The following is a 22,601-nucleotide window of genomic DNA, read 5'->3' as shown; positions in this document are numbered from 1 at the left end:
CGCATTGCGAATCCTTTAGCATCTATCGCTACTAATCCCTTGGTCAGCCTGAAATAGTCAGCCCGTCGCCTTGGCCGGTTCCATTTCCTGAAAATCCGCGAGCGCCGCCTTCAGCGCATCCGGCCCGCCCGCCACGGTCTGAGGCGTCGGCGAGAAGCCGGCGCCGAGCATCTTGCGGCCAAGCATGTGGTCGGCCGGCCGGTTGACGGATTCGATGCCGAGCAGCCGGTCGCCGGCATAGTGATAGATCGAGAACTTGTTCTCGGCGAGATCGCCGAGCACGACATGGTGATCGCCGCCTTGCGTCAGCCCCACCATCTGCAGCTTCATGTCGCCGATATCCGACCAGAACCACGGCACCGCCATGAAGGGCTCGGCGTGGCCGAGGATGGTCCGCGCGGCGAGCCTGGCCTGGTCGGTGGCGTTCTGCACCGATTCCAGCCGCACGTCGCCGCCGGTGAACCAGTGCCGGTAGGAAGCGGCGTCGCCGATGGCGAGGATTTCGGGAACAGAGCTCTGCATATGCTGGTCGACGCGGATGCCGTTGCCGATGGCGAGACCCACAGCTTCCGCCAATTCAACATTAGGCACGACGCCAATACCGATGATCACCATTTGCGCCGGCAGGCGCTCGCCGCCGGACGTGATCGCGGCCGAGACGCGGCCGCCTTCGCCCTCCAGGCGGGCGACGGTGGTACCGGTCAGGATGCGCACGCCGATCGCTTCCAAGCGCTGTCGCACATGCGCGGCGATGACCGGCGCCACGGCGCGGCCGAGCAGCCGGTCGACGGCTTCGACGACGGTGACATTGCGGCCCGCGGCCCTCAGCGTCGCGGCGATCTCCAGCCCGATGAAGCCGCCGCCCAGAATGACGACGTCCTCGCTTCGCGCGCTGAGCTCGCGGATCAGGCGCGCATCGGCCAGCGAGCGCAGCGAGACCACGCCGGCAAGGCCGGCGCCGTCGAGCTTGAGCAAACGCGGCCGCGAGCCGGTCGCGAGCACCAGCCGGTCGAAGGCAAGTTTGCCGGCGCCCGCTACCTCGAGCCTGCGGGCGCCGGCATCGATGCTCTCGATGCGCACGCCCGGCCGGTAGTCGATGGTGTTGCCGGTGTAGAAGGCTTCGCCGCGCAACGGCTGCGGCTTGGCCTCCGGGTCCTTGATGAAGGTCTTGGACAGCGGCGGCTTGTGATAGGGCAGTTCCTCCTCGTCGCCGATCAGGACGACTGGCCCCTCATAACCCTCTTCGCGCAGGCTGGCGGCCGCCTGCACGYCGGCATGGCCGGCACCGACAATCACAACCCCGTTCGTCATCGCAATCCTTTTTGTCTGCAAATCTAGGCTCTTGCGCCAGGTGGCGATTGTCTGYCGCCGCCGCAAGAGCCGCGGATCGGGTCGCACCCAGAATGGCTGTCTGTCAATCGGGCCAGCGAGGCAGTGTTGGGCTTAAAGTTGATATTTGCAGTTTAGAATAATTCTAAACTGTTGTTTCAATTGAATTTTTTCTGTTTCACCAGTTGACTCCCGGCCTCTCCATCGCTTTATGGAGAGCTGCGCGTCAAGCGCATTCCTTTGATGTCTGGGCCTTGAACCCTTTCGATTGGAGGCAAGTGGGTGTCTTTTTATCGCGAACCGCGCATCGGCGCGGCCACCATTTTTCCCGGCATGCTCATGCCTCGGCGCGGGTGGGCGTCTTTTATTGAATTTCCAAAGAACCGGAGAAGGATAATGACGGCACGTAATGGTGGCAGGCTGGCTGCGATCTGCGCCACGGCTGCACTGACGGCGGCGGTGTTCGTGTTGCCGGCGAAAGCCGAGACCGACGCCAAGGCGGTGATCAAGACCTATGCCGATATCGCTCTGGCCAAATACGAGGATTCGCTGACCACCGCGCAGGCGCTGGACAAGGCGGTGGATGCGCTCATCGCCAGTCCCTCGGCCGACACGCTGAACGCCGCGCGCGAAGCCTGGAAGGCCGCGCGCATTCCTTATCAGCAGRCCGAAGTCTACCGCTTCGGCAACAAGATCGTCGACGACTGGGAAGGCAAGGTGAATTCCTGGCCGCTGGACGAGGGCCTGATCGACTATGTCGCCAAGAGCTACGGCACCGAGTCGGACGAGAACGCGCTCTATACGGCCAACGTGATCGCCAACAAGGAGATCGAGATCAACGGCAAGAAGGTCGACGCCTCGAAGCTGACGCCCGAGTTCCTTTCGGGCACGCTTCAGGAGGCCGGCGGCGTCGAGGCCAATGTCGCGACCGGCTATCACGCCATCGAATTCCTGCTCTGGGGCCAGGACCTGCATGGCACCGGTCCGGGCGCCGGCGAGCGCCCCTACACCGACTATGACCTCAAGAACTGCACGGGCGGCAATTGCGACCGCCGCGCCGAATATCTGAAGTCGGCGAGCGACCTTCTGGTGTCCGACCTGCAGGAGATGGTCGGCAACTGGAAGGAAGACGGCGCCGCGCGCAAGAACCTGACCGACGGCGATGCGAATGCAGGCATCTCCACCATCTTCACCGGCATGGGGTCGCTCTCCTATGGCGAGCTCGCCGGCGAGCGCATGAAGCTCGGCCTCTTGCTGCACGATCCGGAAGAGGAGCACGATTGCTTCTCCGACAACACCTACAACTCGCATCTCTATGACGCCGTCGGCATCCGCGACGCCTACCATGCCAGCTACAAGCGGCTCGACGGCTCCGTGGTTTCGGGTCCGTCCGTGTCCGACATGGTCAAGGCCGCTGACCCGACGATCGACAAGGAGCTGTCGGRCAAACTCGACACCACCGTCGCCAAGATGGAGGCTATCAAGGCGCGCGCGCTGGCCGGCGAGGCCTATGACCAGCAGATCGCCGAGGGCAACACCGAAGGTAACGCCACCGTGCAGGCGGYGATCGACGCCCTGATCGACCAGACCAAGTCGATCGAGCGCGCCGTCGRCTCGCTCAAGCTGAACCAGATCGCCTTCGAGGGTTCCGACAGCCTCGACGCGCCCGACAAGGTGTTCAAGTAAGTTTCAGGGCATGATCCCAAAAAGTGGAAGCCGGTTTTTGGACAAGATCATGCCCRACTAACAAACCAGCCAAGCGGCGCCGGACCGGCGCCGTCAGCCAGAGCAAACAGATGCTGATCTGCCATTGCAACATCATCACCGAAAAGGAGATCGAGCAGACGATCGTCAGTCTGCTGGACGAGGATCCCTGGCAGCTGATCGTGCCCGCGAAGGTCTACCACGCGATGCGCAAGCGCGGTCGCTGTTGCGGCTGTTTCCCAAATGTGGTGGAAACGATCATTCGGGTCACCGAGAACTACCACGCCCGCTCAGAGGTGGGCGGCGTGGACGTCGTTTCACATCTGGATCGCGTGAGAGGCTTGCGCGGCCAATACGGGAGCAGAACCCATGAAAGGCGAACCGCAGATCATAGAGCGGCTTAATGAAGCTCTGTTCCTGGAGCTTGGAGCCGTCAACCAGTACTGGGTGCATTATCGTCTGCTCGAGGATTGGGGCTACACCAAGCTGGCAAAGAAAGAGCGGGCGGAATCGATCGAGGAAATGCATCACGCCGACCGGCTGATCGCGCGCATCATCTTCCTCGAAGGCCATCCCAACCTGCAGTCCGTCGCGCCGCTGCGCATCGGCCAGAACGTCAAGGAAGTGCTCGAATCCGATCTGGCCGGCGAATATGACGCGCGCACTGCCTACAAGCGCTCGCGCGAAATCTGCCACGACGAAGGCGATTTCGTTTCGATGAAACTGTTCGAGGACCTTTTGACCGACGAGGAAGGACATATCGACTTCCTGGAAACGCAGCTCGATCTGCTTGCCTCCATCGGCGAGGAAAAATACGGCCTGCTCAACGCCGACTCGGCCAACGAGGCGGAGTAAGGACATGCGGGAATGCGGCGCCCCGTAGATCATTTTTCGCGCCGCGCGCGGCGGGTCGCAATCGACGGCCTGCCGCTTCAGAAGACCCCGCGATACTGGGCGGGCGGGGCGTCGCTTTTGCTGGCGATCACGCTTTCCGCACCCGCTTTGGCCGGCGAGCCGGCCGCCCTGCCGACGAGCCGCACCGACCTGACGCCGAAGGATCAGACGCGGGTCCTGGCCGTCACCAGGCCGACGACCGACTTCACCAGGCCCGAGCCGTTCGAGCTGATGCAGGGCGGCGCCGGCACGTCGGAGAAGGACGTCAACCGCGATGCCTTCTCGCAATCCTCCGCCAACATCACCTTCGAGGAAGAGGGTAATTTCAAGCTGGGCAATGCGCTGTTCCGCAAGAACTGGGTGTCGTCGCCGTCGTCGACCCAGGCTTCGGACGGGCTCGGCCCGCTGTTCAACGAGCGCGCCTGCCAGAACTGCCATCTGAAGGATGGCCGCGGCCGTCCTCCGGAAGGCGATGCCGGATCGACGTCGATGTTCCTGAGGCTCGCGCGCGACGCCGGCAGCGCCGAGGAAAGGGCCGCGCTCGCCGGCCATGAGGCGTTGAATTTTCCCGATCCGGTCTACGGCTCCCAACTGCAGGAGCTCGCGGTCCCGAGCCTCAAGGGCGAGGGCCGGATGCGCGTCGATTACCAGGAGCAGAAGGTCACGCTCGGCGACGGCGCCGTCGTTTCGCTGCGCAAGCCGAGCTATACGATCGAAAACCTTGGCCACGGTCCGCTCGATCCGCGCACCACGCTGTCGCCGCGACTGACGCCGCCGATGATCGGGCTCGGCCTGATCGAGCAGATCGCGCCGGCCGATATCCTTGCCCATGCCGATCCGGACGATCGTAACAGTGACGGCATTTCGGGCCGGCCGAACATCGTGCGCGACGAGCTGAGCGGCCAGGTGACCTTGGGCCGCTTCGGCTGGAAGGCGCAGACCGCCTCGATCCGCCAGCAGGCGGCGGATGCCTTCGCCGCCGATATCGGCATCTCGACGCCGGAAATGCCGAAGCATTGGGGCGATTGCACCAAGGCTGAGGAGGATTGCCTTGCCATGCCGAACGGCGTGCAGGAGCGACTGGGTAGCGCGGAAGCGCCGCCGCCGGTGATGGACTTCGTCACCTTCTATTCGCAGAACCTCGCCGTGCCGGCGCGGCGCGACATCGCCACGCCGCAGGTGCTTGCCGGCAAGAAACAGTTCTACGAGATGGGCTGCATTGCCTGCCACACGCCGAAATTCGTCACCATGCGCGGCACGCCCAACAAGGCGCAGGCCTTTCAGCTGATCTGGCCTTATTCCGATTTCCTGCTGCACGACATGGGCGAGGACCTCGCCGATGGGCAAAGGGTCGGAGAAGCCACGGGGAGCGAATGGCGCACGCCGCCGCTCTGGGGTATCGGGCTCACCGCGACGGTCAACGGCAACAGCTTCTATCTGCATGACGGCCGCGCCCGCACGCCTGCCGAGGCGATCCTGTGGCATGGCGGTGAGGGCGAGAAGGCGCGCGACCGTTTCGCCGGCGCCGCCGCCGCCGATCGTGAGGCGCTGATCAAATTCCTGGAGTCTCTCTGATGGTAAAACGCGTTGCTCTGATGTCGAAACGCCTGGCCCTTGCTCTCCCATTCCTTCTGGCCGCCGCGCTGCCGGCATCGGCTGCGGTCAAGCCTTCCGATGTCATCGGCCGCGCGATCGACGGGTTCGTCCGCCCGGCCTATGCCAGCCTCGACGAGCATGCGGCGGGGCTCACCAAGGCGATGCGCCAGCTTTGCGAAACGCCGTCCGGCCAAAACCTCGAAGCTGCGCGTGCGGCGTTTTCCGGCACGGTGGAGTCCTGGTCGGTGGCCGAGATCATCGCTTTCGGGCCGATCAAGGAGAACAACCGGCTGGAACGCATGCTCTATTGGCCGGACCGCAAGAGCATCGGTTTGCGGCAGGTGCAGTCGACGCTTGCCGCAAAGGACCCGTCGGCCGCCGATCCGGCGCAACTGGCGCAAAAGAGCGTCGCCATGCAGGGCCTCGGCGCGCTCGAATATGTGCTTTACGGCGACGGCGCCGAAACGCTTGCCGGCAAGGATGACCCCTATCGCTGCGCCTATGGCGCGGCGGTTGCCGGCAACGTCGAAGCGATCGCCGGCGAGGTGCGCGACGCCTGGCAAACGCCCGACGGCTTCGCGTCGCTCTGGGCCAATCCGGGGCCGAAAAACCCGCTCTACCGCGACGGCAACGAAGCCGTGACGGAATTGGTCGGCGTTTTCATCAACGAGCTGGACATGATCCGCGACGTGCGGCTCAAGGGCTTTCTCGGCGCCAAGTCCGACGCCGACAAGCCGAAACAGGCGATCTACTGGCGCTCGCGGAACACGACGGCCTCGCTTGCCGGAAATCTCTCTGGCATCGACCGGCTGTTCCAAGCCTCGAAACTTGGCGACGCGCTGCCCGCCGATGCGCAATGGATGGCCGAATCCATCCATATCCAGCTCACCAACGGCGTGGCGACCRCGAAATCGATCGCTGGTCCGATCGACAAGGCGCTGGCCGATCCGGCGCTGCGCGGCAAGCTCGAGCATTTCGCGCTGATCACCTCCAGCCTGTCGACCTTGATCGGCACCAGGATGACCGCCGAGTTCGGCCTGACTGCCGGCTTTTCCTCGCTGGATGGGGACTGAGCAATGGTCCCGKAAACAGCGCGGATTTTTCATGTCAGCTCTCAGCCTGGAGATTTTGGCAGTCCAGAGGCATCTGCTTTTGCCGGCCGCATGCTTTTGAGATTGGCCGAAACGCCTCGCTCCTCGTCATCCTCGGGCGGAGCAAGGAGCGTAGCGACGCAGCGCAGACCCGAGGATCCATGCCGTGACTTTGAGGCGTTGCAACGGTGCAGAATTCTGCGCTGTTGCGCCCCTCGGCCAAGGTCACGGCATGGATCCTTGGGTCTCCGCGACGGAGYTGCGCTCCTGCTTCGCCCAAGGATGACGAAGTTCCGGAGGCTTCGGCCAACCTCCAACGTCTGCGATGATCCATCTCAGCGATCGGTAAGTGCCAAGCTTCGGCTGGGCGCGATCGAAACTGCGGCGTCCTGGAACAAGCCAATGCAGGGAGGGGCYACCTGGTGACAACCGTCCTCATCGACCGCCGCGATTTCCTGCGGGCCGCGGGCGCCGGCTTTGCCGCCGCCATGGCGCCGCGGGCCTGGGCAGACACGCTTGCCGCGGATGCAGTGTTTGCCACGGCCTTCGTCAAGCGCGACGGCAGCTTTGGCGCCGCCGTGCTCTCCGAGGCGGGAAAAATCCTGCACACGGTCGATCTGCCCGATCGCGGCCATGACGTCACTTTCGATCCGGTGTCGAAGCGTTCGGTGGTCTTCGCCCGCCAGCCCGGCACCTTCGCCGTGGTCTTCGACCATGCCGGCCGCGACAAGCCATTGACCATCGCCAGCATCGCCGGCCGGCATTTCTTCGGCCATGGCGTGTTCTCGCCGGACGGCGCCCTGCTCTATGCGACCGAGAACGACTTCGACAACGCGGCAGGTGTCGTGGGTGTCTACGACGCGCGGGCCAAATTCAATCGCATTGGCGAGTTCCCGACCTACGGCATGGGGCCGCATGAACTGCTCCTGCTCGGCGACGGCCGCACCTTAGCCATCGCCAATGGCGGCATCGAAACCCATCCCGACTATGGCCGCGCCGAGCTCAACATCGCGACGATGAAGCCGTCCTACACGCTGGTCGACCGCATCACCGGCGACCTCATCGAAAAACACGAATTGCCGCCGGCGCTGCATCAGCTTTCGATCCGCCACATGGATCGCGACCAGGCAGGCACCGTCTGGTTCGGCTGCCAGTATCGCGGGCCGGCGACCGACCGCCCGGCGCTGGTCGGCCGCGCCGTGCGCGGCAAGGAGCTCGAGCTGCTGGAGATGCCGCGGGACGTGCTCTCAGGCTTGCGCAACTACATCGGCTCGGTCGCCGCCAACGCCGCGACAGGCTCGGTCGCCGTCACCTCGCCGGAAGGCAATTCGCTGGCCGTCCTCGACGCCGCCAGCGGGCGGGTGGTCGCGACCAGGTCGCTGGTCGAGGTCTGCGGTCTTGCGCCGGACGGCGCCGGCTTCATGGCGACGACCGGCGCCGGCGAGATCGTCGGCGGCGCCGGAGCCACCCGTTCCGAGCCGGATTATGTCTGGGACAACCACATGCTGCGCATTGCGGCATCGGCCTGACGGCGGACGATCGGCCGGCCGGAAGCAAAGCCGCTTAACATTTCTGYGCCCTGGCCCTTGCGGCGGCCGCCTATGCCGGGCAGAGGGAATTGTGTTTCGATCCAGTTCTTTAACCGCCCTATGACGCTGCCTGAATGAAGCCGCCCGTATGAAGCTGCTCGCCATCGATTGTGCCGCCAATCTCTGCGCTGCCTGTGTCTATGACCCGGGCGTAGGGAAGGAGCTTGGCCGCGAGGTGCGCGATCTCGGCAAAGGCCATGCCGAGCATCTGATGGCCGTTGTCGAAACGGCCCTGCGGATCGGCGGGACCGGCTATCCCGACCTCGGCGCCGTTGCTGTCTCGGTCGGGCCCGGTTCCTTCACCGGCCTGCGCGTCGGCGTTTCGACCGCGCGCGGCCTGGCGCTGGCGCTGAAAATCCCGGCGATCGGCGTGACGACGCTGGAAGCCCTGGCGGCGGAAGGGGCGAGCGCCTTTCCCGGGCGCGCGGTGCTTGCCGCGCTCGACGCCGGCCGCGAGGAAATCCATGCCGCGCTCTATGACAAAGCGTTAGCAGAAACTTACGGACCTTCCGTGGTCACACTTTCCGAGGCGACGACCATGGCCATCAACGCCGAAGCGGTCCTTGCCGGCACCGCAGCGCCGCTTATTGCCCGGGCGGTGGGGGGCGCCTTCGACACCGGCCCGATCGCCGCCACCGCCGACATTGCGACCTATGCCAGACTGGCTGCCGCCAAGGGACCGGGCGAAAAGCCCAAGCCGCTCTACCTGCGCGGCGCCGACGCCAAGCCGCAGGCGGGCTTCATTCTGCCAAGGCGGGACAAGGGAAACGAGCCCTGATGCGCATACCGTTCTTTCAGCCGCGACGCAGGGATTATGCCTTGGAACCGCTGACCGTTGCCGACAGCGCCGCTGTTTCGGTGCTGCATCGCGAGGATTTCGTGCGGCCCTGGACCGACGGCGAGTTCGCAGCGCTCCTCGAACAGGACACGGTCTTCGGCTATGCCGCGCGGGAGACAGGACAGGGATCGAAACCCCCGGTCGGCTTCGTGCTGGCGCGGCTCGCGGCCGGCGAGGGCGAAATCCTGACCGTGGCCGTCGCCCGCAGCCATCGCCGCCAGGGCCTTGGCTGGCAATTGATGGATGCGGTGCTGCRCGAGCTTCATGCGCAGCGCGCCGAAGCGCTCTTCCTCGAGGTCGACGAGACCAATGCGCCCGCGATCGGGCTTTACCGCAGGCTTGGCTTCATCCAGGTCGGTCATCGCCCGAACTATTACCGTTCGACCGAGCACGGCCCGACCGGCGCGCTTGTCATGCGCCGCGATCTTCGCTAGCCATCCGCGCATGACCCCGAAAATCGGCTCCGATTTTCGGGGTCATACGCCAAGTGGGAGTGTTACAGCGTCCTTTGCGCGCCCTGAGGCGCGCGGCGCTGTAATGTTGGGGCCGGAGCGAATGATCAAGAAATTACGGATTTTCCTGGCGCTCTTCTATGTCGTCGTCTGTTCACTGGTGCTGGTGCCGCTGCAGATCCTGTCGATGAAGACAGGGCTGTGGCCCGAAACGTTCATCCTGAAGATCTGGCACAGCATGATCCTGCGGGCGCTGGGCATGCGGGTGCATGTCAAAGGCACGCTGGCCAAGGATCGGCCGCTGCTGGTGGCGGCCAACCACGTTTCCTGGACCGACATCATGGTGCTCGGCTCCTTCGTCGACGTGAAGTTCATCGCCAGGGCCGACATGGAGGGCTGGCCGCTGATCGGCATGCTGTCGAAGTTGCAGCGCACCGTCTTCATCGAACGCGAGCGCAAGCGCACGTCCGGCGACCAGGCAAGCGAGATCGCCAAGAGGATGGCAAAAGGCGACGCCATGGTGCTGTTCGCCGAGGGCTCGACYGGCGACGGCAACCTCGTTCTGCCGTTCAAGAGCACCTTGTTCGGCGCGGCCTCGATGGCGATCTCGGAAGGCGCGGCGGAGCAGGTCTTCATCCAGCCCGTGGCGATCGCCTATACGCGCCTGCACGGCATGCCGATGGGCCGTCGCCATAGGCCGATGACCGCCTGGATCGGCGATCAGGACCTGATGCCGCATCTCAAAACCCTGCTCGCCGAAGGCGCGATCGATGCCGAGGTGCATTTCGGCCAGCCGGTGCCGTTCTCCAAGGGTTCGAGCCGCAAGGAAACGGCGAGGCTGATGGAAGCCAAGGTGCGCGAGATGATGCAGGCCGCGCTCGCCGATCCGCGTCCCAGTCGTCAGCGTGTCGCCTGAAAGCGGGACGCGCGGCGCCGCAACCTGCCAGAATCGTCTGTTTTTTGTCACGGAAAGGCGGTAGAAGCCGCCCGATGGAACTGAACACGATTGAAAGCCACGACATCGGCGCTGCGGCCGAGCATTCGGCCGGCATGGGCCGGACGGCGAAAAAGGTCTTCGTCAAGACCTATGGCTGCCAGATGAACGTCTACGATTCCCAGCGCATGACCGATGCGCTGGCCGCCGACGGCTATGTCGCCACCGACGCCGTCGATGACGCCGATCTGGTGCTGCTCAACACCTGCCATATCCGCGAGAAGGCGGCTGAGAAGGTCTATTCGGAGCTTGGCCGCATCCGTGACATGAAGGCCGAGCGCGCCGGGGCCGGCCGCGAGTTGCTGATCGGTGTCGCCGGCTGCGTGGCGCAGGCCGAAGGCGCCGAGATCATCCGCCGCGCGCCGGCGGTCGATCTGGTCATCGGCCCGCAGACCTATCACCGGCTGCCGGACGTGCTGGCGCGGGTTCGCGGCGGCGAGAAGATCGTCGAGACCGAATACGCCATCGAGGACAAGTTCGAGCATCTGCCGCAGCCGAAACGCGCCGAATTGGCAAAGCGCGGCGTCACCGCCTTCCTCACGGTGCAGGAAGGCTGCGACAAGTTCTGCACCTTCTGCGTTGTGCCTTACACGCGCGGCTCCGAGGTCTCGCGCCCGGTGGCGCAGATCGTCGCCGAGGCCGAGCGCCTGGCCGAAGCCGGCGTGCGCGAGGTGACGCTGCTTGGCCAGAACGTCAACGCCTGGCACGGTGTCGGCGAAAACGGCGAGGAATGGGGCCTCGGTCGTCTGCTGTTTCGGCTTGCGGAAATCCCCGGCCTGGCCCGGCTGCGCTACACCACCAGCCATCCGCGCGACATGGACGACGAATTGATCGCCGCGCATCGTGACCTGCCCGCCTTGATGCCCTATCTGCATTTGCCGGTGCAGTCGGGGTCCGACCGGATTTTGAAGGCGATGAACCGCAGGCATACGGCACGTGACTATCTGGCGCTCATCGAGCGTATCCGCGCCGCACGCCCCGACATCGCCATGTCCGGCGATTTCATCGTCGGCTTCCCGGGCGAGRCGGAGGAGGATTTCGAGGCGACGCTGGAGTTGRTGCGCGAGGTGGGTTACGCGGCCTGTTTCTCGTTCAAATATTCGCCACGCCCCGGCAYGCCGGGCGCCGAAATGGACGGGCATCTCGCCGAAACGGTGAAGGACGAGCGGCTGCAGCGCCTGCAGGCGCTGATCAACGAGCAGCAGCGGAATTTCATCGCCGGCCTGGTCGGCCGCACCGTCAGCACGCTGATCGAGAAGCCCGGTCGCCGCCCCGGCCAGATCGTCGGCCGCTCGCCATGGCTGAACCCGGTTATTGTTGACGACAAGGCCGGTGGAATCGGTGACATTATTGACGTACGAATCACGAAGACAGGCCCCAACAGCCTGTTCGCCGAGTTGGCCTGATGCATGTCGTCCCGTGATTTTGGGGAAACGACCTGCATAGCCGCAAGCCTCGGCAGATGAGGAGAGACGGTTGAGCGCTGCCGAACTGAAGAATCCGCCCCAGAACCAGGCGTCCGGGGCTTCCGACATGGCGCACATCGTACTGACCTTCGACAACAACAAGCTTGCCAGCGCCCTTTACGGTCAGTTCGACGAGAATCTGGCCCGGCTCGAGCAGAAGCTCGGCGTCGATATCCGCTCGCGCGGCAACCAGCTTGCGATCAAGGGCTCGGCTTCGGCCGCCGAACAGGCGCGCCGCGCGCTGGATACGCTCTACGGCATCCTGCAGAAGGGCGTCGACATCGGCCAGTCGGACGTCGACGGCGCCGTGCGCATGGCGATTGCGGCCGACGACCAGCTGACGCTGCCGACCATGGAGCGCAAGGGCAAGGTTTCCGCCGCCCAGATCTCGACGCGCAAGAAGACGATCTATGCCCGTTCGCTCACCCAGGACGCCTATATGCGGGCGCTGGAGCGTTCCGAAATGGTCTTCGGCATCGGCCCCGCCGGCACCGGCAAGACCTATCTGGCGGTGGCCCATGCGGCCATGCTGCTCGAACGCGGCATGGTCGAGCGCATCGTGCTGTCGCGCCCCGCGGTCGAGGCCGGCGAGCGGCTGGGCTTCCTGCCGGGCGACATGAAGGAGAAGGTCGATCCGTATCTTAGGCCCCTCTACGACGCGCTCTACGACATGATGCCGGCCGACAAGGTCGAGCGGGCGATCGCGGCCGAGGTCATCGAGATCGCGCCGCTGGCCTTCATGCGCGGCYGGACGCTGGCGCATGCGGCGGTGATCCTCGACGAGGCGCAGAACACCACGCAGATGCAGATGAAGATGTTCCTGACCCGCCTCGGCGAGAACTCGCGCATGATCGTCACCGGCGATCCGAGCCAGATCGATCTGCCGCCCAACACCAAGTCGGGGCTGGTCGAGGCGCTGCGCATCCTCGACGGCGTGCCTGGCATCGTCACCGTCCGCTTCAACGAGGGCGACGTGGTGCGCCATCCRCTGGTCGCCGAGATCGTCAAGGCCTATGACCGCGACGGCAAGCTGGCGCGAGGCCTGGGCGCCGAAAGCTGATCAAAGGCGCAATGGCTCCAAATCCGGAACTTGGCGGCGAAACGCCGGTCGATATCGATATTTTCGTCGAGGCAGGGGACTGGCCCGCGGAGGTCGAATTGACACGCCTCGTCGATCGCGCCGTTGCGGCCGCCTTTGCCGAGACCGGCGCGGGCGGGGCTTCCGAGCTCAGCGTCGTTTTTTCCGACGATGCCCATATCCGGACGCTCAATGCCGAGTGGCGCGGCAAGGACAAGCCCACCAACGTGCTGTCTTTCCCTGCTTTTTCCTTCCCGAAGGGCGGCYAGCTGCCGCCGATGCTGGGCGACATCGTGCTCGCCTCCGAGACGGTGGCGCGCGAGGCTACCCTGGAAGACAAGCCGCTCGAGAACCATCTCACCCATCTCGTCATCCATGGCCTGCTGCATCTTTTGGGCCATGATCACGAGACCGACGCTGAGGCCGACGAGATGGAAGCGATCGAGCGCGCGGCGCTTGCGAGGCTTGCCATTCCCGATCCCTACGCGTAACAAAAAAGCTCAATTGACCCGATGGCGATGAACGACACACCAGAAACTGCCGCCCGTCCGGACGCCGGCAGTGCTGCCAAGCCTTCCGAAAAGACGGAAGAGGGCTCAAGTCCGAGTATTCCCACCGGCAGCGCGGCCGCTGAAGCGACGCATGCCGGTCCTTCCCTCTTCGACCGGGTGCTCGGCCTGTTCCGGCACCGCAACGRCACCAGCCTGCGCGAGGAGATCGCCGGCGCGCTTGCCGAAACGGCGACCGATGCCGGCGCCTTCTCGCCTGGCGAGCGCGCCATGCTCAACAACATCCTGCGCCTTCGCGAAGTGCGGGTCGAGGATGTCATGGTGCCGCGCGCCGATATCGAGGCGGTCGAGATCAACACCACGCTTGGCGACCTGCTCGGCCTTTTCGAGCAATCGGGCCATTCGCGCATGCCGGTCTATTCGGAGACGCTCGACGACCCGCGCGGCATGGTCCACATCCGCGACGTGCTCGCCCACATCACCAAGGTCGCCCGCGTCAAGAAAGGCCGCGCCAGGGCGAAGGCGCCGGTGACGACGGCGCTCGACCTTGCGCAGGTCGATCTCGCGCGCACCATCGGCGATCTCAATCTGATCCGCCAGGTGCTGTTCGTGCCGCCCTCGATGCTGGCCTCCGACCTGATGGGTCGCATGCAGACGACGCGCACGCAGATGGCGCTGGTCATCGACGAGTACGGCGGCACCGATGGCCTCGCCTCGCTGGAAGACATCGTTGAGATGGTGGTCGGCGACATCGAGGACGAGCATGACGACGACGAGCCGATGATCACGCAGACCGGCGACGGCGTCTTCGTCGTCGACGGCAAGGCCGAGATCGACGAGGTCGCCAAGATGATCGGCGGGGATTTCGCGGCCGGCGAGCATGGCGAATATGTCGACACCATCGGCGGCATGATCTTCAACACGCTTGGACGCGTCCCGGCCAGGGGCGAAGTCGTGCAGGCCATTCCCGGCTTCGAGTTCCATGTGCTCGACGCCGACCCGCGCCGCGTCAAGCGCGTGCGCATCGTGCAGAGCCAGAAGGGCGAGCGTCAGCGCCGCCGCGCGGCCCGCACCGAACAGGCCTGATATCGCCCTCCGATGGCGATGGACGATCCGTTCAAGCACGCGGTTCTGGGCTCGGGTGTTTTCTACAAGGATCCGCGCGCGGCCTTGGCCTGGCTGCAGGCGGCCTTCGGCTTCGARCCGAGCATGCTGGTGAGCGATGCCGACGGTCGGCTCGTGCATGCTGAAATGCGTTTCGGCGACGGCTACATCATCGTCGATTCCGAATGGGATGAGCATATCGCCAGTCCCGCCTCCGTCGGTGGCAGGAACACGCAAGCCGTCTATATCCGTTTGCAGCAAGACCTTGATGCTCATTGCGAGAAAGCGCGCGCGGCAGGCGCGGAAATTCTGGAAGAGCCGACGGATCATTTCTACGGCGAGCGTCAATATCGCGCCCGTGACCCCGAAGGCCATGTCTGGACATTCACCCGCACCGTGCGTGTTGTGCCCAAGGACGAGGCCGAGCGACTGAGCGGCCTGCGCATCGAGGGGTGGCACAGATAGCGCCATCGTGTGTCAGCCCGCGCTTATCCGGGTTTGGATCGGGCGGTACAGCCTGTTAAATCTCTAGCTCCCTGATTCGCGCGACTTGGGAAGCTTGATGCAGCGCTTTGCCGGCCGGATAATTCTGCTTTGGGGGTGGCGGCGGGCGCTGGTGGCCTTTGCCGCCGGAGCGCTGGCGGTGCTTGCCCAGGCGCCTTACGACTTCTTCGCCGTCTGCTTCGTCTCGTTTCCGGTGCTCGTCTGGCTGCTCGACGGCGCCACGGGCGAGGCTTCCGACGGCTGGTTCCGGCGTCTGAGGCCGGCTTTCGCCACCGGCTGGTGGTTCGGCTTCGGCTATTTCCTCGCCGGCCTGTGGTGGATCGGCCAGGCCTTGCTGGTCGAGGCCGACAGCTTCGCCTGGGCATTGCCCTTCGCCGTTGTCGGCATCCCCTTCGCGCTGGCTTTCTTCTACGGCTTTGCCACCGTGGTGGCGCGGCTGTTCTGGAGCAGCGACATCGGCCGCATCGCCGCCCTTGCCTTCGGCTTCGGCCTTGYCGAGTGGCTGCGCGACTTCCTCTTCACAGGTTTTCCCTGGAACGCCGTAGGCTACGCGGCGATGCCGGTGCCGCTCCTGATGCAGAGCGTGTCGGTGACCGGGATGATCGGCATGAACGCGCTCGCCGTCTTCCTGTTTTCCCTTCCCGCGCTGGTCGCGGCGCGCCGGCATCTGAGGCTGGGGATCGCCCTGTTCGTCATCCTTGTCGCCGCCGATGTCGGCTTCGGCTATTTCCGGCTCGCCACCCCGGTCAAGCCGACGCGTTCGATCGATGTCCGCATCGTCCAGCCCGCGGTCGATCTCAGCGAGAAGTGGGACGCCTCGGTGCGCGACCGCATCTTCGCAACTTTGTTGGGGATATCGGGGAAAGCGCCGGAAGAGGGACATGCCAAGCCGCAGCTCATCCTGTGGCCGGAAACGTCGGTGCCGTTCCTGTTCACTGAGCGTCCGGACGCGCTGACGGCGTTGGGCGACATGCTGGCCGACGGCCAGATGCTGATTGCCGGTGTCGTGCGCGAGGAGGGCGGATCCGCGAGCRCCGGCAGCCGCTATTACAATTCCGTCGTGGCGATCAACGACAAGGGCGAGATCGTCGATGCGGTCGACAAGGTGCATCTGGTGCCCTTCGGCGAGTATCTGCCCTTCGCCGATCTTTTCGAACGCTTCGGCATCGGCCAACTCGTTGCCGGGCCGATGAATTTCGCCGCCGGCAACGAGCGGCATCCGATCGCCGTGCCGGGTGGCCTGCGSGCTGCTCCGTTCATCTGCTACGAAGTGATCTTTCCCGATCTCGTCGCCGTCGACGCTGCGTCATCTGACTTAATTGTGAACGTCACCAACGACGCCTGGTTTGGCGACACGCCGGGCCCGTATCAACACTTCAGGCAGGCCCAGATTCGCGCGGTGGAGAATGGATTGCCTCTRTTGCGCGCGGCCAACAACGGCATCTCGGCAGTCGTCGATTCGCGCGGGCGCATCGTCGATGCGCTGGCCGTCGACGCGCGCGGCGCCATCGACGCGAATGTGCCGGTCTCTGGGCGCGCCCTCCTGTCTCCCGACCAGCGGCGCATTAACGGATTGCTGATCATGTTGCTGTTTGCGCTCGCCGCCTTCACATTGAATGTAAGGCAGCGGCTACGGGTGAATTGACAGTCGGCACATTAGAAACTCATACTGTAACGCCTAAAATTTTCTCGAAGTCGGTTGGAGGGTTCTGTTGGGGCAGGTGGCTCCGGCTTCATATGGGCGGAACAAAATAGAAAAAGCCGGAAAAATTCGGCGAGGAAAAAATGACAGAAGAGAACAAGAAGAAGCCGAATCCGATCGACATCCATGTCGGGAGTCGTATCCGGCTGCGTCGCAATATGCTTGGAATGAGCCAGGAAAAGCTKGGTGAAAATCTCGGCATCACCTTTCAGCAGATCCAGAAGTACGAAAAAGGCACGAACAGGGTTGGCGCCAGCCGTCTGCAGGCGATCGCCTCCATCCTGAGCGTTCCCGTCGCCTTCTTTTTCGAGGACGCCCCGGGCGAGGAGACCGGCGGCGGCAATCGGGGATTTGCCGAAGACTCCTCGATGGCCTTCGCCATCGAATTCTGCGGCAGTCCCGAAGGGCTTCAGCTCAACCGGGCCTTCGTCAAGATCGGCGACGTCAAGGTGCGTCGCCGGATCATCGATCTGGTGAAGGCGCTCTCCGCCGACGACGCCGATTGATTTTTACCTATGCCACCGGCGGCGCCCCTGCCGCCGGTGGCATAGCCGGCCTTGCCTACATTCATGCCAGAACCGTCGCGCCGCTTGACGAGCAGCGCCCGGCACCGCTAACACGTGGCGCGCCAAAATCGGCAGCCCTGCCGATCTTTTTTCAAGAGGGGACACCCGTGACGCGGCAGAATTATCTCTTCACCTCGGAATCCGTCTCCGAGGGTCATCCCGACAAAGTCTGTGACCGTATCTCCGACGAGATCGTCGATCTGGTCTATCGCGAAGCCAAGAAGACGGGCATGGATCCGTGGAAGGTGCGCGTCGCCTGCGAGACGCTGGCCACCACCAACCGCGTCGTCATCGCCGGCGAGGTCCGCGTCCCCGACACGCTTTTGAAGAAGGACAAGGCGGGCAACGTCCTCAAGGATGCGTCCGGCCATCCGGTGGTCAACCCGGCCAAGTTCAAGTCTGTTGCCCGCAAGGCGATCCGCGAGATCGGCTACGAGCAGTCCGGCTTCCACTGGAAGACCGCCAAGATCGACGTGCTGCTGCACGGCCAGTCGCCCGACATCGGCCAGGGCGTCGACAACGCCGCCGACCGGCAGGGCGAGGAAGGCGCCGGCGACCAGGGCATCATGTTCGGCTACGCCTGCCGCGAGACGCCCGACCTGATGCCGGCGCCGATCTATTACAGCCACAAGATTCTCGAATTGCTGGCTGCGGCACGCCATGAAGGCAATGGCGAGGCCGGCAAGCTCGGCCCGGACGCCAAGAGCCAGGWCACCGTGCGCTATGCCGACGGCAAGGCGGCGGAGGTCACGCAGATCGTGCTCTCCACTCAGCATCTCGATGCGAGCTGGGACTCCAAGAAGGTCCGCAAGGTAGTCGAGCCCTATATCCGGGAGGCGCTTGGCGACCTGAGGATCGCCGAGGACTGCAATTGGTACATCAACCCGACCGGCAAGTTCGTCATCGGCGGGCCTGACGGCGACGCCGGCCTCACCGGCCGCAAGATCATCGTCGACACCTATGGCGGCGCGGCACCGCATGGCGGCGGCGCCTTCTCGGGCAAGGACACCACCAAGGTCGACCGTTCGGCGGCCTATGCGGCGCGCTACCTCGCCAAGAACGTGGTGGCGGCCAAGCTTGCCGACCGCTGCACCATCCAGCTCTCCTATGCCATCGGCGTCGCCCAGCCGCTGTCGGTCTATGTCGACCTGCACGGCACCGGCAAGGTCGAGGAAGCGAAGCTCGAGGAGGCCCTGCGCAAGGTGATGGATCTCTCGCCGTCGGGCATCCGCCGTCATCTCGACCTCAACAAGCCGATCTATGCGAAAACCTCGTCCTACGGCCATTTCGGCCGCAAGGCAGGCCGCGACGGTTCCTTCTCCTGGGAGAAGACCGATCTCGCCAAGGCGCTCAAGGACGCCGTTGCCGCCTGACGCCAGCGGACGCAAAGGACAGGCCGAGCCGGGCGACCGAAGGATTCTTCGGCCGCCGGCACGGCAAAACCATACRCCCGCAGCAGGCGATTGCCCTCGAAAGCGGCCTGCGCGAGTACCGGATTGACCTGACGGCGCAAGCGCCGGCTGACCTCAAGACCTTGTTCAAGGCACAGGTTTCGGCGCTGCAGCTGGAAATCGGCTTCGGCGGCGGCGAGCATCTCCTGCATCGCGCCACGGAAGCGCCGGAGACCGGCTTCATCGGCGTGGAGCCCTTCGTCAACGGCATGGCCAAGATGATGACGGCGCTCGGCAAGGCGCCGCTTGCCAATCTCAGGGTCTATGACGACGATGCCACGCGCCTGCTCGACTGGCTGCCGTCAGGCTCGCTCGACGGCATTGACCTGCTTTATCCCGATCCGTGGCCGAAGAAGAAGCACTGGAAGCGGCGCTTCGTCAGCGCCGCCAATCTCGGCCGGTTTGCCCGGGTGCTGAAGCCGGGCGGCAGGTTCCRCTTCGCCTCCGACATCGACAGCTATGTGAACTGGACGCTGCTTGCCTGCCGGCGCCACGGCGCCTTCGCATGGCAGGCCGAAGACGCTGCCGGCTGGCACCGGCCCTATGAGGGCTGGCCCGGCACCCGCTACGAGGCCAAGGCCATCCGCGAGGGACGCCAGCCTGCTTACCTTACCTTTATCCGGACATAGGCGGCAGCTCCCAGCGCCGACCGCTTCAGAAGCGCTGTCTTCGCACACCACAGCGCGAGCTCAAGCCAGGTTCTGCTCACGATACGCGGATTGACGAACCACCGTGGTTCCATCACATTCATAGTGAACCAAAGCGGAGACAGGATTATGAGCGCCTTCACCGTACGACTTCCCGATGAGACCGTGGCCAAGCTCGATCAACTGGCGGAGAAGGTTGATCGATCTCGTTCCTACGTGGCGGCCCAAGCGATCGAAGACTATGTCGCCAGGGAAGAATGGCAACTTGCCGAGATCGAGGCAGGYCTCGATGAAGCCGATCGAGGGGAATTTGCAAGTGAGAAGGATCTGGCCGGCGTCATAGCGAAATACGTGAAACCGGCCTCCGGGCGATGAAGCGGATTCGCTGGACAGAGCGCGCCGTGCGCCGTCTCGACCAGATTGGCGCTTTCATCGAAAAGGACAATCCAACAGCCGCGGCACGGGTCGTTGCCCGCATTGTTTCTGCCGTGGACAATCTTGCCGAACATCCGGCAATGGGCCGCGTTGGACGGGTGAAAGGGACACGAGAGCTGGTCTTGGCTGATATCCCGTACATAATTCCCTACCGTGTTGTCGGCGACGAGATCGCGATACTCACGGTGATGCATGCAGCCCAGCGATGGCCACGCCAGCTGTAGACACCGCTAGCCTGTGCCTGAAGGCTTGAAACGCCGGCGGCAATCGTCTATATCAGCCTCAAATTCTTGGTCGGTATGACGAAGAGTGGGTCCACCCGGTCCCGCTCTTTTTTGTTACCTGCCGGCCGGAAGCCAAAAAGCGACAGGGATCTGATGACTGCAGCGGCAAGCGAGGCCGACGACCGTATCATCCGCGAAAGCGGCATCGATGCGCRCATTGCGCTGATCGTGCAGCCGGTGCTCAAGGCCATCGGCTTCCGTCTCGTGYGGGTGCAGTTGACCGGCCAGAACGGGTTGACTCTGCAGATCATGGCCGAGYGCGAGGACGGCACGATGACCGTCGAGGATTGCGAAGAGGTCAGCCGCGCGGTGTCGCCGGCGCTCGATGTCGAGGATCCGATCGAAAAGGCGTATCATCTCGAAGTGTCCTCGCCCGGTATCGACCGGCCGCTGGTGCGCAAGTCGGATTTCACCACCTGGACCGGCCATCTGGTCAAGCTCGAGACGTCGGTTCTTGTCAGTGACCGCAAGCGGTTCAAAGGCAAGATCGCCGAGGCTGACGCCGACGGCATCCTTATCGAGCGCGACAAGGCGGCCTATGGCGAGGAGCCGACGGTGCGCGTGCCTTATGACGCGATCGCCGAGGCCCGGCTGGTGCTGACCGACGATCTCATCCGCGATGCCCTGTCGAAGGACAACCGGGCGCGCAAGGAAGCCAGGAAACGCCGCGGCGAAGCRCAAGACGCCGGCGCGGACGAAGAAAACGAAACCGAACAGGAAAGTTGATTGAGTAGCCGGGCCRTGCGCCCGGCGCGAAATCGGGAGAAAGACAATGGTTGTAAGCGCCAACAGGCTTGAACTGCTGCAGATCGCCGACGCGGTCGCGCGTGAAAAGTCGATCGACAAGCAGATCGTCATCGCCGCCATGGCCGATGCGATCCAGAAGGCGGCGCGCTCCCGCTATGGCCAGGAGACCAACATCCGCGCCGACATCAACCCGAACACCGGCGAGATGAAGCTGCAGCGGCTGATGGAAGTGGTCGAGAAGGTCGAGGACTACGCAACGCAGATCGCGCTTTCCTCGGCGCGCGAGCGCAATCCCGACGCCCAGATCGGCGACTTCATCGCCGAGCAGCTGCCGCCCATGGATTTCGGCCRCATCGCCGCCCAGTCGGCCAAGCAGGTCATCGTTCAGAAGGTGCGCGAGGCCGAGCGCGATCGCCAGTATGACGAATACAAGGACCGCATCGGCGAGATCGTCAACGGCACCGTCAAGYGCGTCGAATACGGCAACGTCATCGTCGATCTCGGCCGTGGCGAGGCGATCATCCGCCGCGACGAGCTGATCCCGCGCGAGAACTACAAATATGGCGACCGCGTGCGGGCCTATGTCTATGACGTGCGCCGCGAGCAGCGTGGGCCGCAGATCTTCCTGTCGCGCACCCATCCGCAGTTCATGGCCAAGCTCTTCACCATGGAAGTGCCGGAAATCTACGACGGCATCATCGAGATCAAGTCGGTCGCCCGCGATCCGGGCTCGCGCGCCAAGATCGCCGTCATCTCGCGCGACAGCTCGATCGATCCGGTCGGCGCCTGCGTCGGCATGCGCGGCAGCCGCGTCCAGGCGGTGGTCGGCGAGTTGCAGGGCGAGAAGATCGACATCATTCCGTGGTCACCTTCGGCCGCTTCCTTCATCGTCAACGCGCTGCAGCCTGCCGAGGTCGCCAAGGTGGTGCTCGACGAGGACGCCGAGCGCATCGAGGTGGTGGTGCCGGACGACCAGCTGTCGCTGGCCATCGGCCGCCGCGGCCAGAACGTGCGCCTCGCCTCGCAACTCACCGGCTGGGATATCGACATCCTGACCGAGCAGGAGGAGAGCGAGCGTCGGCAGAAGGAATTCGTCGAGCGTTCGGCGCTTTTCATGGAAGCTCTCGACGTCGACGAGATGGTCGGCCAGGTGCTCGCCTCCGAAGGCTTCACCAGCGTCGAGGAAGTCGCCTATGTCGACTCGGACGAAATCTCCTCGATCGATGGCTTCGACGAGGACACCGCCTCGGAAATCCAGACCCGCGCCCGCGAATACCTGGAAAAGATCGAGGCCGAGCATGACGAAAAGCGCAAGGCGCTGGGCGTCAAGGACGAGCTGCGCGAGATTCCCGGCATCACCACCGCCATGATGGTGACGCTCGGCGAGGACGGCGTGAAGACCATCGAGGACTTCGCCGGTTATGCCGCGGACGACCTGATCGGCTGGAAAGAGCGCAAGGACGGCGAGACCAAGGTCTATCCGGGCGTGCTCGCCAGCCACGGCGTCTCGCGCGCCGAGGCCGAGCAGATGGTGCTTGCCGCCCGCAAGCTGGCCGGCTGGATCACCGAGGAAGAACTCGCCGCCGAAGAGGCCGCGGCCGACGAAACCGTCGGTGCGTGA

The 22,601-nt window shown here is 64.4% G+C and carries 23 protein-coding genes; 22 read left to right on the top strand and 1 reads right to left on the bottom strand.

All coding sequences use genetic code 11. The features are described 5' to 3' along the window. Positions 1 to 57 precede the first annotated feature (57 nt). On the bottom strand, positions 58 to 1,311 hold the full coding sequence (locus LCM4576_RS17970; protein ID WP_071033479.1) for an NAD(P)/FAD-dependent oxidoreductase: 1,254 nt from the start codon (positions 1,309 to 1,311) through the stop codon (positions 58 to 60). A 414-nt stretch (positions 1,312 to 1,725) separates the two neighbouring features. Between LCM4576_RS17970 and LCM4576_RS17965 the strand changes: the two genes are divergently transcribed. From LCM4576_RS17965 to nusA, 22 genes are all read left to right on the top strand, one after another. Continuing rightward, positions 1,726 to 3,015, top strand: a complete 1,290-nt coding sequence (locus LCM4576_RS17965) for an imelysin family protein (protein WP_071033477.1) — start codon at positions 1,726 to 1,728, stop codon at positions 3,013 to 3,015. Between the two features lie 110 nt (positions 3,016 to 3,125). Continuing rightward, the gene (locus LCM4576_RS17960) at positions 3,126 to 3,437 is read left to right on the top strand and encodes a (2Fe-2S)-binding protein (protein ID WP_040985972.1); all 312 of its coding nucleotides are present in this window, start codon (positions 3,126 to 3,128) and stop codon (positions 3,435 to 3,437) included. After that, a complete protein-coding gene (gene bfr, locus LCM4576_RS17955; RefSeq protein WP_040985970.1) occupies positions 3,403 to 3,888 on the top strand; it encodes a bacterioferritin in 486 nt (161 codons plus the stop codon). The genes LCM4576_RS17960 and bfr overlap by 35 nt, the downstream gene beginning before the upstream one ends. A 12-nt stretch (positions 3,889 to 3,900) precedes the next feature. Beyond that, the gene (locus tag LCM4576_RS17950) at positions 3,901 to 5,502 is read left to right on the top strand and encodes a di-heme oxidoredictase family protein (protein WP_071033475.1); all 1,602 of its coding nucleotides are present in this window, start codon (positions 3,901 to 3,903) and stop codon (positions 5,500 to 5,502) included. Then, positions 5,502 to 6,596: an imelysin family protein gene (locus tag LCM4576_RS17945; RefSeq protein ID WP_407067384.1), complete on the top strand. Its 1,095-nt coding sequence runs from the start codon at positions 5,502 to 5,504 to the stop codon at positions 6,594 to 6,596. The genes LCM4576_RS17950 and LCM4576_RS17945 overlap by 1 nt, the downstream gene beginning before the upstream one ends. A gap of 440 nt (positions 6,597 to 7,036) precedes the next feature. Beyond that, the gene (locus LCM4576_RS17940) at positions 7,037 to 8,143 is read left to right on the top strand and encodes a DUF1513 domain-containing protein (RefSeq protein ID WP_071033473.1); all 1,107 of its coding nucleotides are present in this window, start codon (positions 7,037 to 7,039) and stop codon (positions 8,141 to 8,143) included. Between the two features lie 148 nt (positions 8,144 to 8,291). Further along, complete coding sequence (tsaB, locus tag LCM4576_RS17935) at positions 8,292 to 8,981, top strand: tRNA (adenosine(37)-N6)-threonylcarbamoyltransferase complex dimerization subunit type 1 TsaB (RefSeq protein WP_071033471.1); 690 nt, start codon at positions 8,292 to 8,294, stop codon at positions 8,979 to 8,981. Beyond that, on the top strand, positions 8,981 to 9,475 hold the full coding sequence (locus tag LCM4576_RS17930; protein ID WP_071033469.1) for an N-acetyltransferase: 495 nt from the start codon (positions 8,981 to 8,983) through the stop codon (positions 9,473 to 9,475). Before tsaB ends, LCM4576_RS17930 begins: the two co-directional genes overlap by 1 nt. Positions 9,476 to 9,596: 121 nt before the next feature. Further along, complete coding sequence (locus LCM4576_RS17925) at positions 9,597 to 10,409, top strand: 1-acyl-sn-glycerol-3-phosphate acyltransferase (RefSeq protein WP_071033467.1); 813 nt, start codon at positions 9,597 to 9,599, stop codon at positions 10,407 to 10,409. Between the two features lie 134 nt (positions 10,410 to 10,543). Beyond that, complete coding sequence (gene miaB / locus LCM4576_RS17920; RefSeq protein WP_244510831.1) at positions 10,544 to 11,893, top strand: tRNA (N6-isopentenyl adenosine(37)-C2)-methylthiotransferase MiaB; 1,350 nt, start codon at positions 10,544 to 10,546, stop codon at positions 11,891 to 11,893. Between the two features lie 127 nt (positions 11,894 to 12,020). Continuing rightward, the gene (locus tag LCM4576_RS17915) at positions 12,021 to 13,013 is read left to right on the top strand and encodes a PhoH family protein (protein WP_244510830.1); all 993 of its coding nucleotides are present in this window, start codon (positions 12,021 to 12,023) and stop codon (positions 13,011 to 13,013) included. Between the two features lie 11 nt (positions 13,014 to 13,024). Further along, positions 13,025 to 13,522 (top strand): rRNA maturation RNase YbeY, encoded by a 498-nt coding sequence (gene ybeY, locus LCM4576_RS17910; RefSeq protein ID WP_071033462.1) that lies wholly within the window; start codon positions 13,025 to 13,027, stop codon positions 13,520 to 13,522. 27 nt (positions 13,523 to 13,549) lie between these two features. Beyond that, positions 13,550 to 14,626, top strand: coding sequence for a hemolysin family protein (locus tag LCM4576_RS17905; RefSeq protein ID WP_071033517.1), 1,077 nt, complete (start codon positions 13,550 to 13,552; stop codon positions 14,624 to 14,626). A gap of 12 nt (positions 14,627 to 14,638) precedes the next feature. After that, positions 14,639 to 15,109 carry a VOC family protein gene (locus LCM4576_RS17900; protein WP_040985953.1) on the top strand — a complete coding sequence of 157 codons (471 nt, stop codon included), beginning with the start codon at positions 14,639 to 14,641 and terminating at the stop codon, positions 15,107 to 15,109. Positions 15,110 to 15,206: 97 nt separating this feature from the next. Further along, positions 15,207 to 16,793 carry an apolipoprotein N-acyltransferase gene (lnt, locus tag LCM4576_RS17895; RefSeq protein ID WP_071033460.1) on the top strand — a complete coding sequence of 529 codons (1,587 nt, stop codon included), beginning with the start codon at positions 15,207 to 15,209 and terminating at the stop codon, positions 16,791 to 16,793. Positions 16,794 to 16,933: 140 nt separating this feature from the next. Further along, positions 16,934 to 17,356, top strand: a complete 423-nt coding sequence (locus LCM4576_RS17890; protein ID WP_040985949.1) for a helix-turn-helix domain-containing protein — start codon at positions 16,934 to 16,936, stop codon at positions 17,354 to 17,356. 167 nt (positions 17,357 to 17,523) lie between these two features. Continuing rightward, positions 17,524 to 18,789 (top strand): methionine adenosyltransferase, encoded by a 1,266-nt coding sequence (gene metK, locus LCM4576_RS17885; protein ID WP_071033515.1) that lies wholly within the window; start codon positions 17,524 to 17,526, stop codon positions 18,787 to 18,789. Then, a complete protein-coding gene (locus LCM4576_RS17880) occupies positions 18,786 to 19,496 on the top strand; it encodes a tRNA (guanosine(46)-N(7))-methyltransferase TrmB (protein WP_071033458.1) in 711 nt (236 codons plus the stop codon). Before metK ends, LCM4576_RS17880 begins: the two co-directional genes overlap by 4 nt. A 147-nt stretch (positions 19,497 to 19,643) precedes the next feature. Further along, positions 19,644 to 19,889, top strand: coding sequence for a CopG family ribbon-helix-helix protein (locus LCM4576_RS17875; protein WP_116390056.1), 246 nt, complete (start codon positions 19,644 to 19,646; stop codon positions 19,887 to 19,889). Next, entirely contained in the window at positions 19,886 to 20,173 is a 288-nt protein-coding gene (locus LCM4576_RS17870; RefSeq protein ID WP_071033456.1) for a type II toxin-antitoxin system mRNA interferase toxin, RelE/StbE family, read from the top strand. Before LCM4576_RS17875 ends, LCM4576_RS17870 begins: the two co-directional genes overlap by 4 nt. Positions 20,174 to 20,326: 153 nt before the next feature. Then, positions 20,327 to 20,959, top strand: a complete 633-nt coding sequence (rimP, locus tag LCM4576_RS17865) for a ribosome maturation factor RimP (protein WP_071033454.1) — start codon at positions 20,327 to 20,329, stop codon at positions 20,957 to 20,959. A gap of 46 nt (positions 20,960 to 21,005) precedes the next feature. Beyond that, positions 21,006 to 22,601, top strand: coding sequence for a transcription termination factor NusA (nusA, locus tag LCM4576_RS17860; protein WP_071033453.1), 1,596 nt, complete (start codon positions 21,006 to 21,008; stop codon positions 22,599 to 22,601).

The organism is Mesorhizobium sp. LCM 4576 (assembly GCF_001854815.1).
GTDB classification, from domain to species: domain Bacteria; phylum Pseudomonadota; class Alphaproteobacteria; order Rhizobiales; family Rhizobiaceae; genus Mesorhizobium; species Mesorhizobium plurifarium.
Note: the sequence above shows the minus strand (reverse complement) of the source record. Positions and strands in the feature narration are given on the sequence as shown.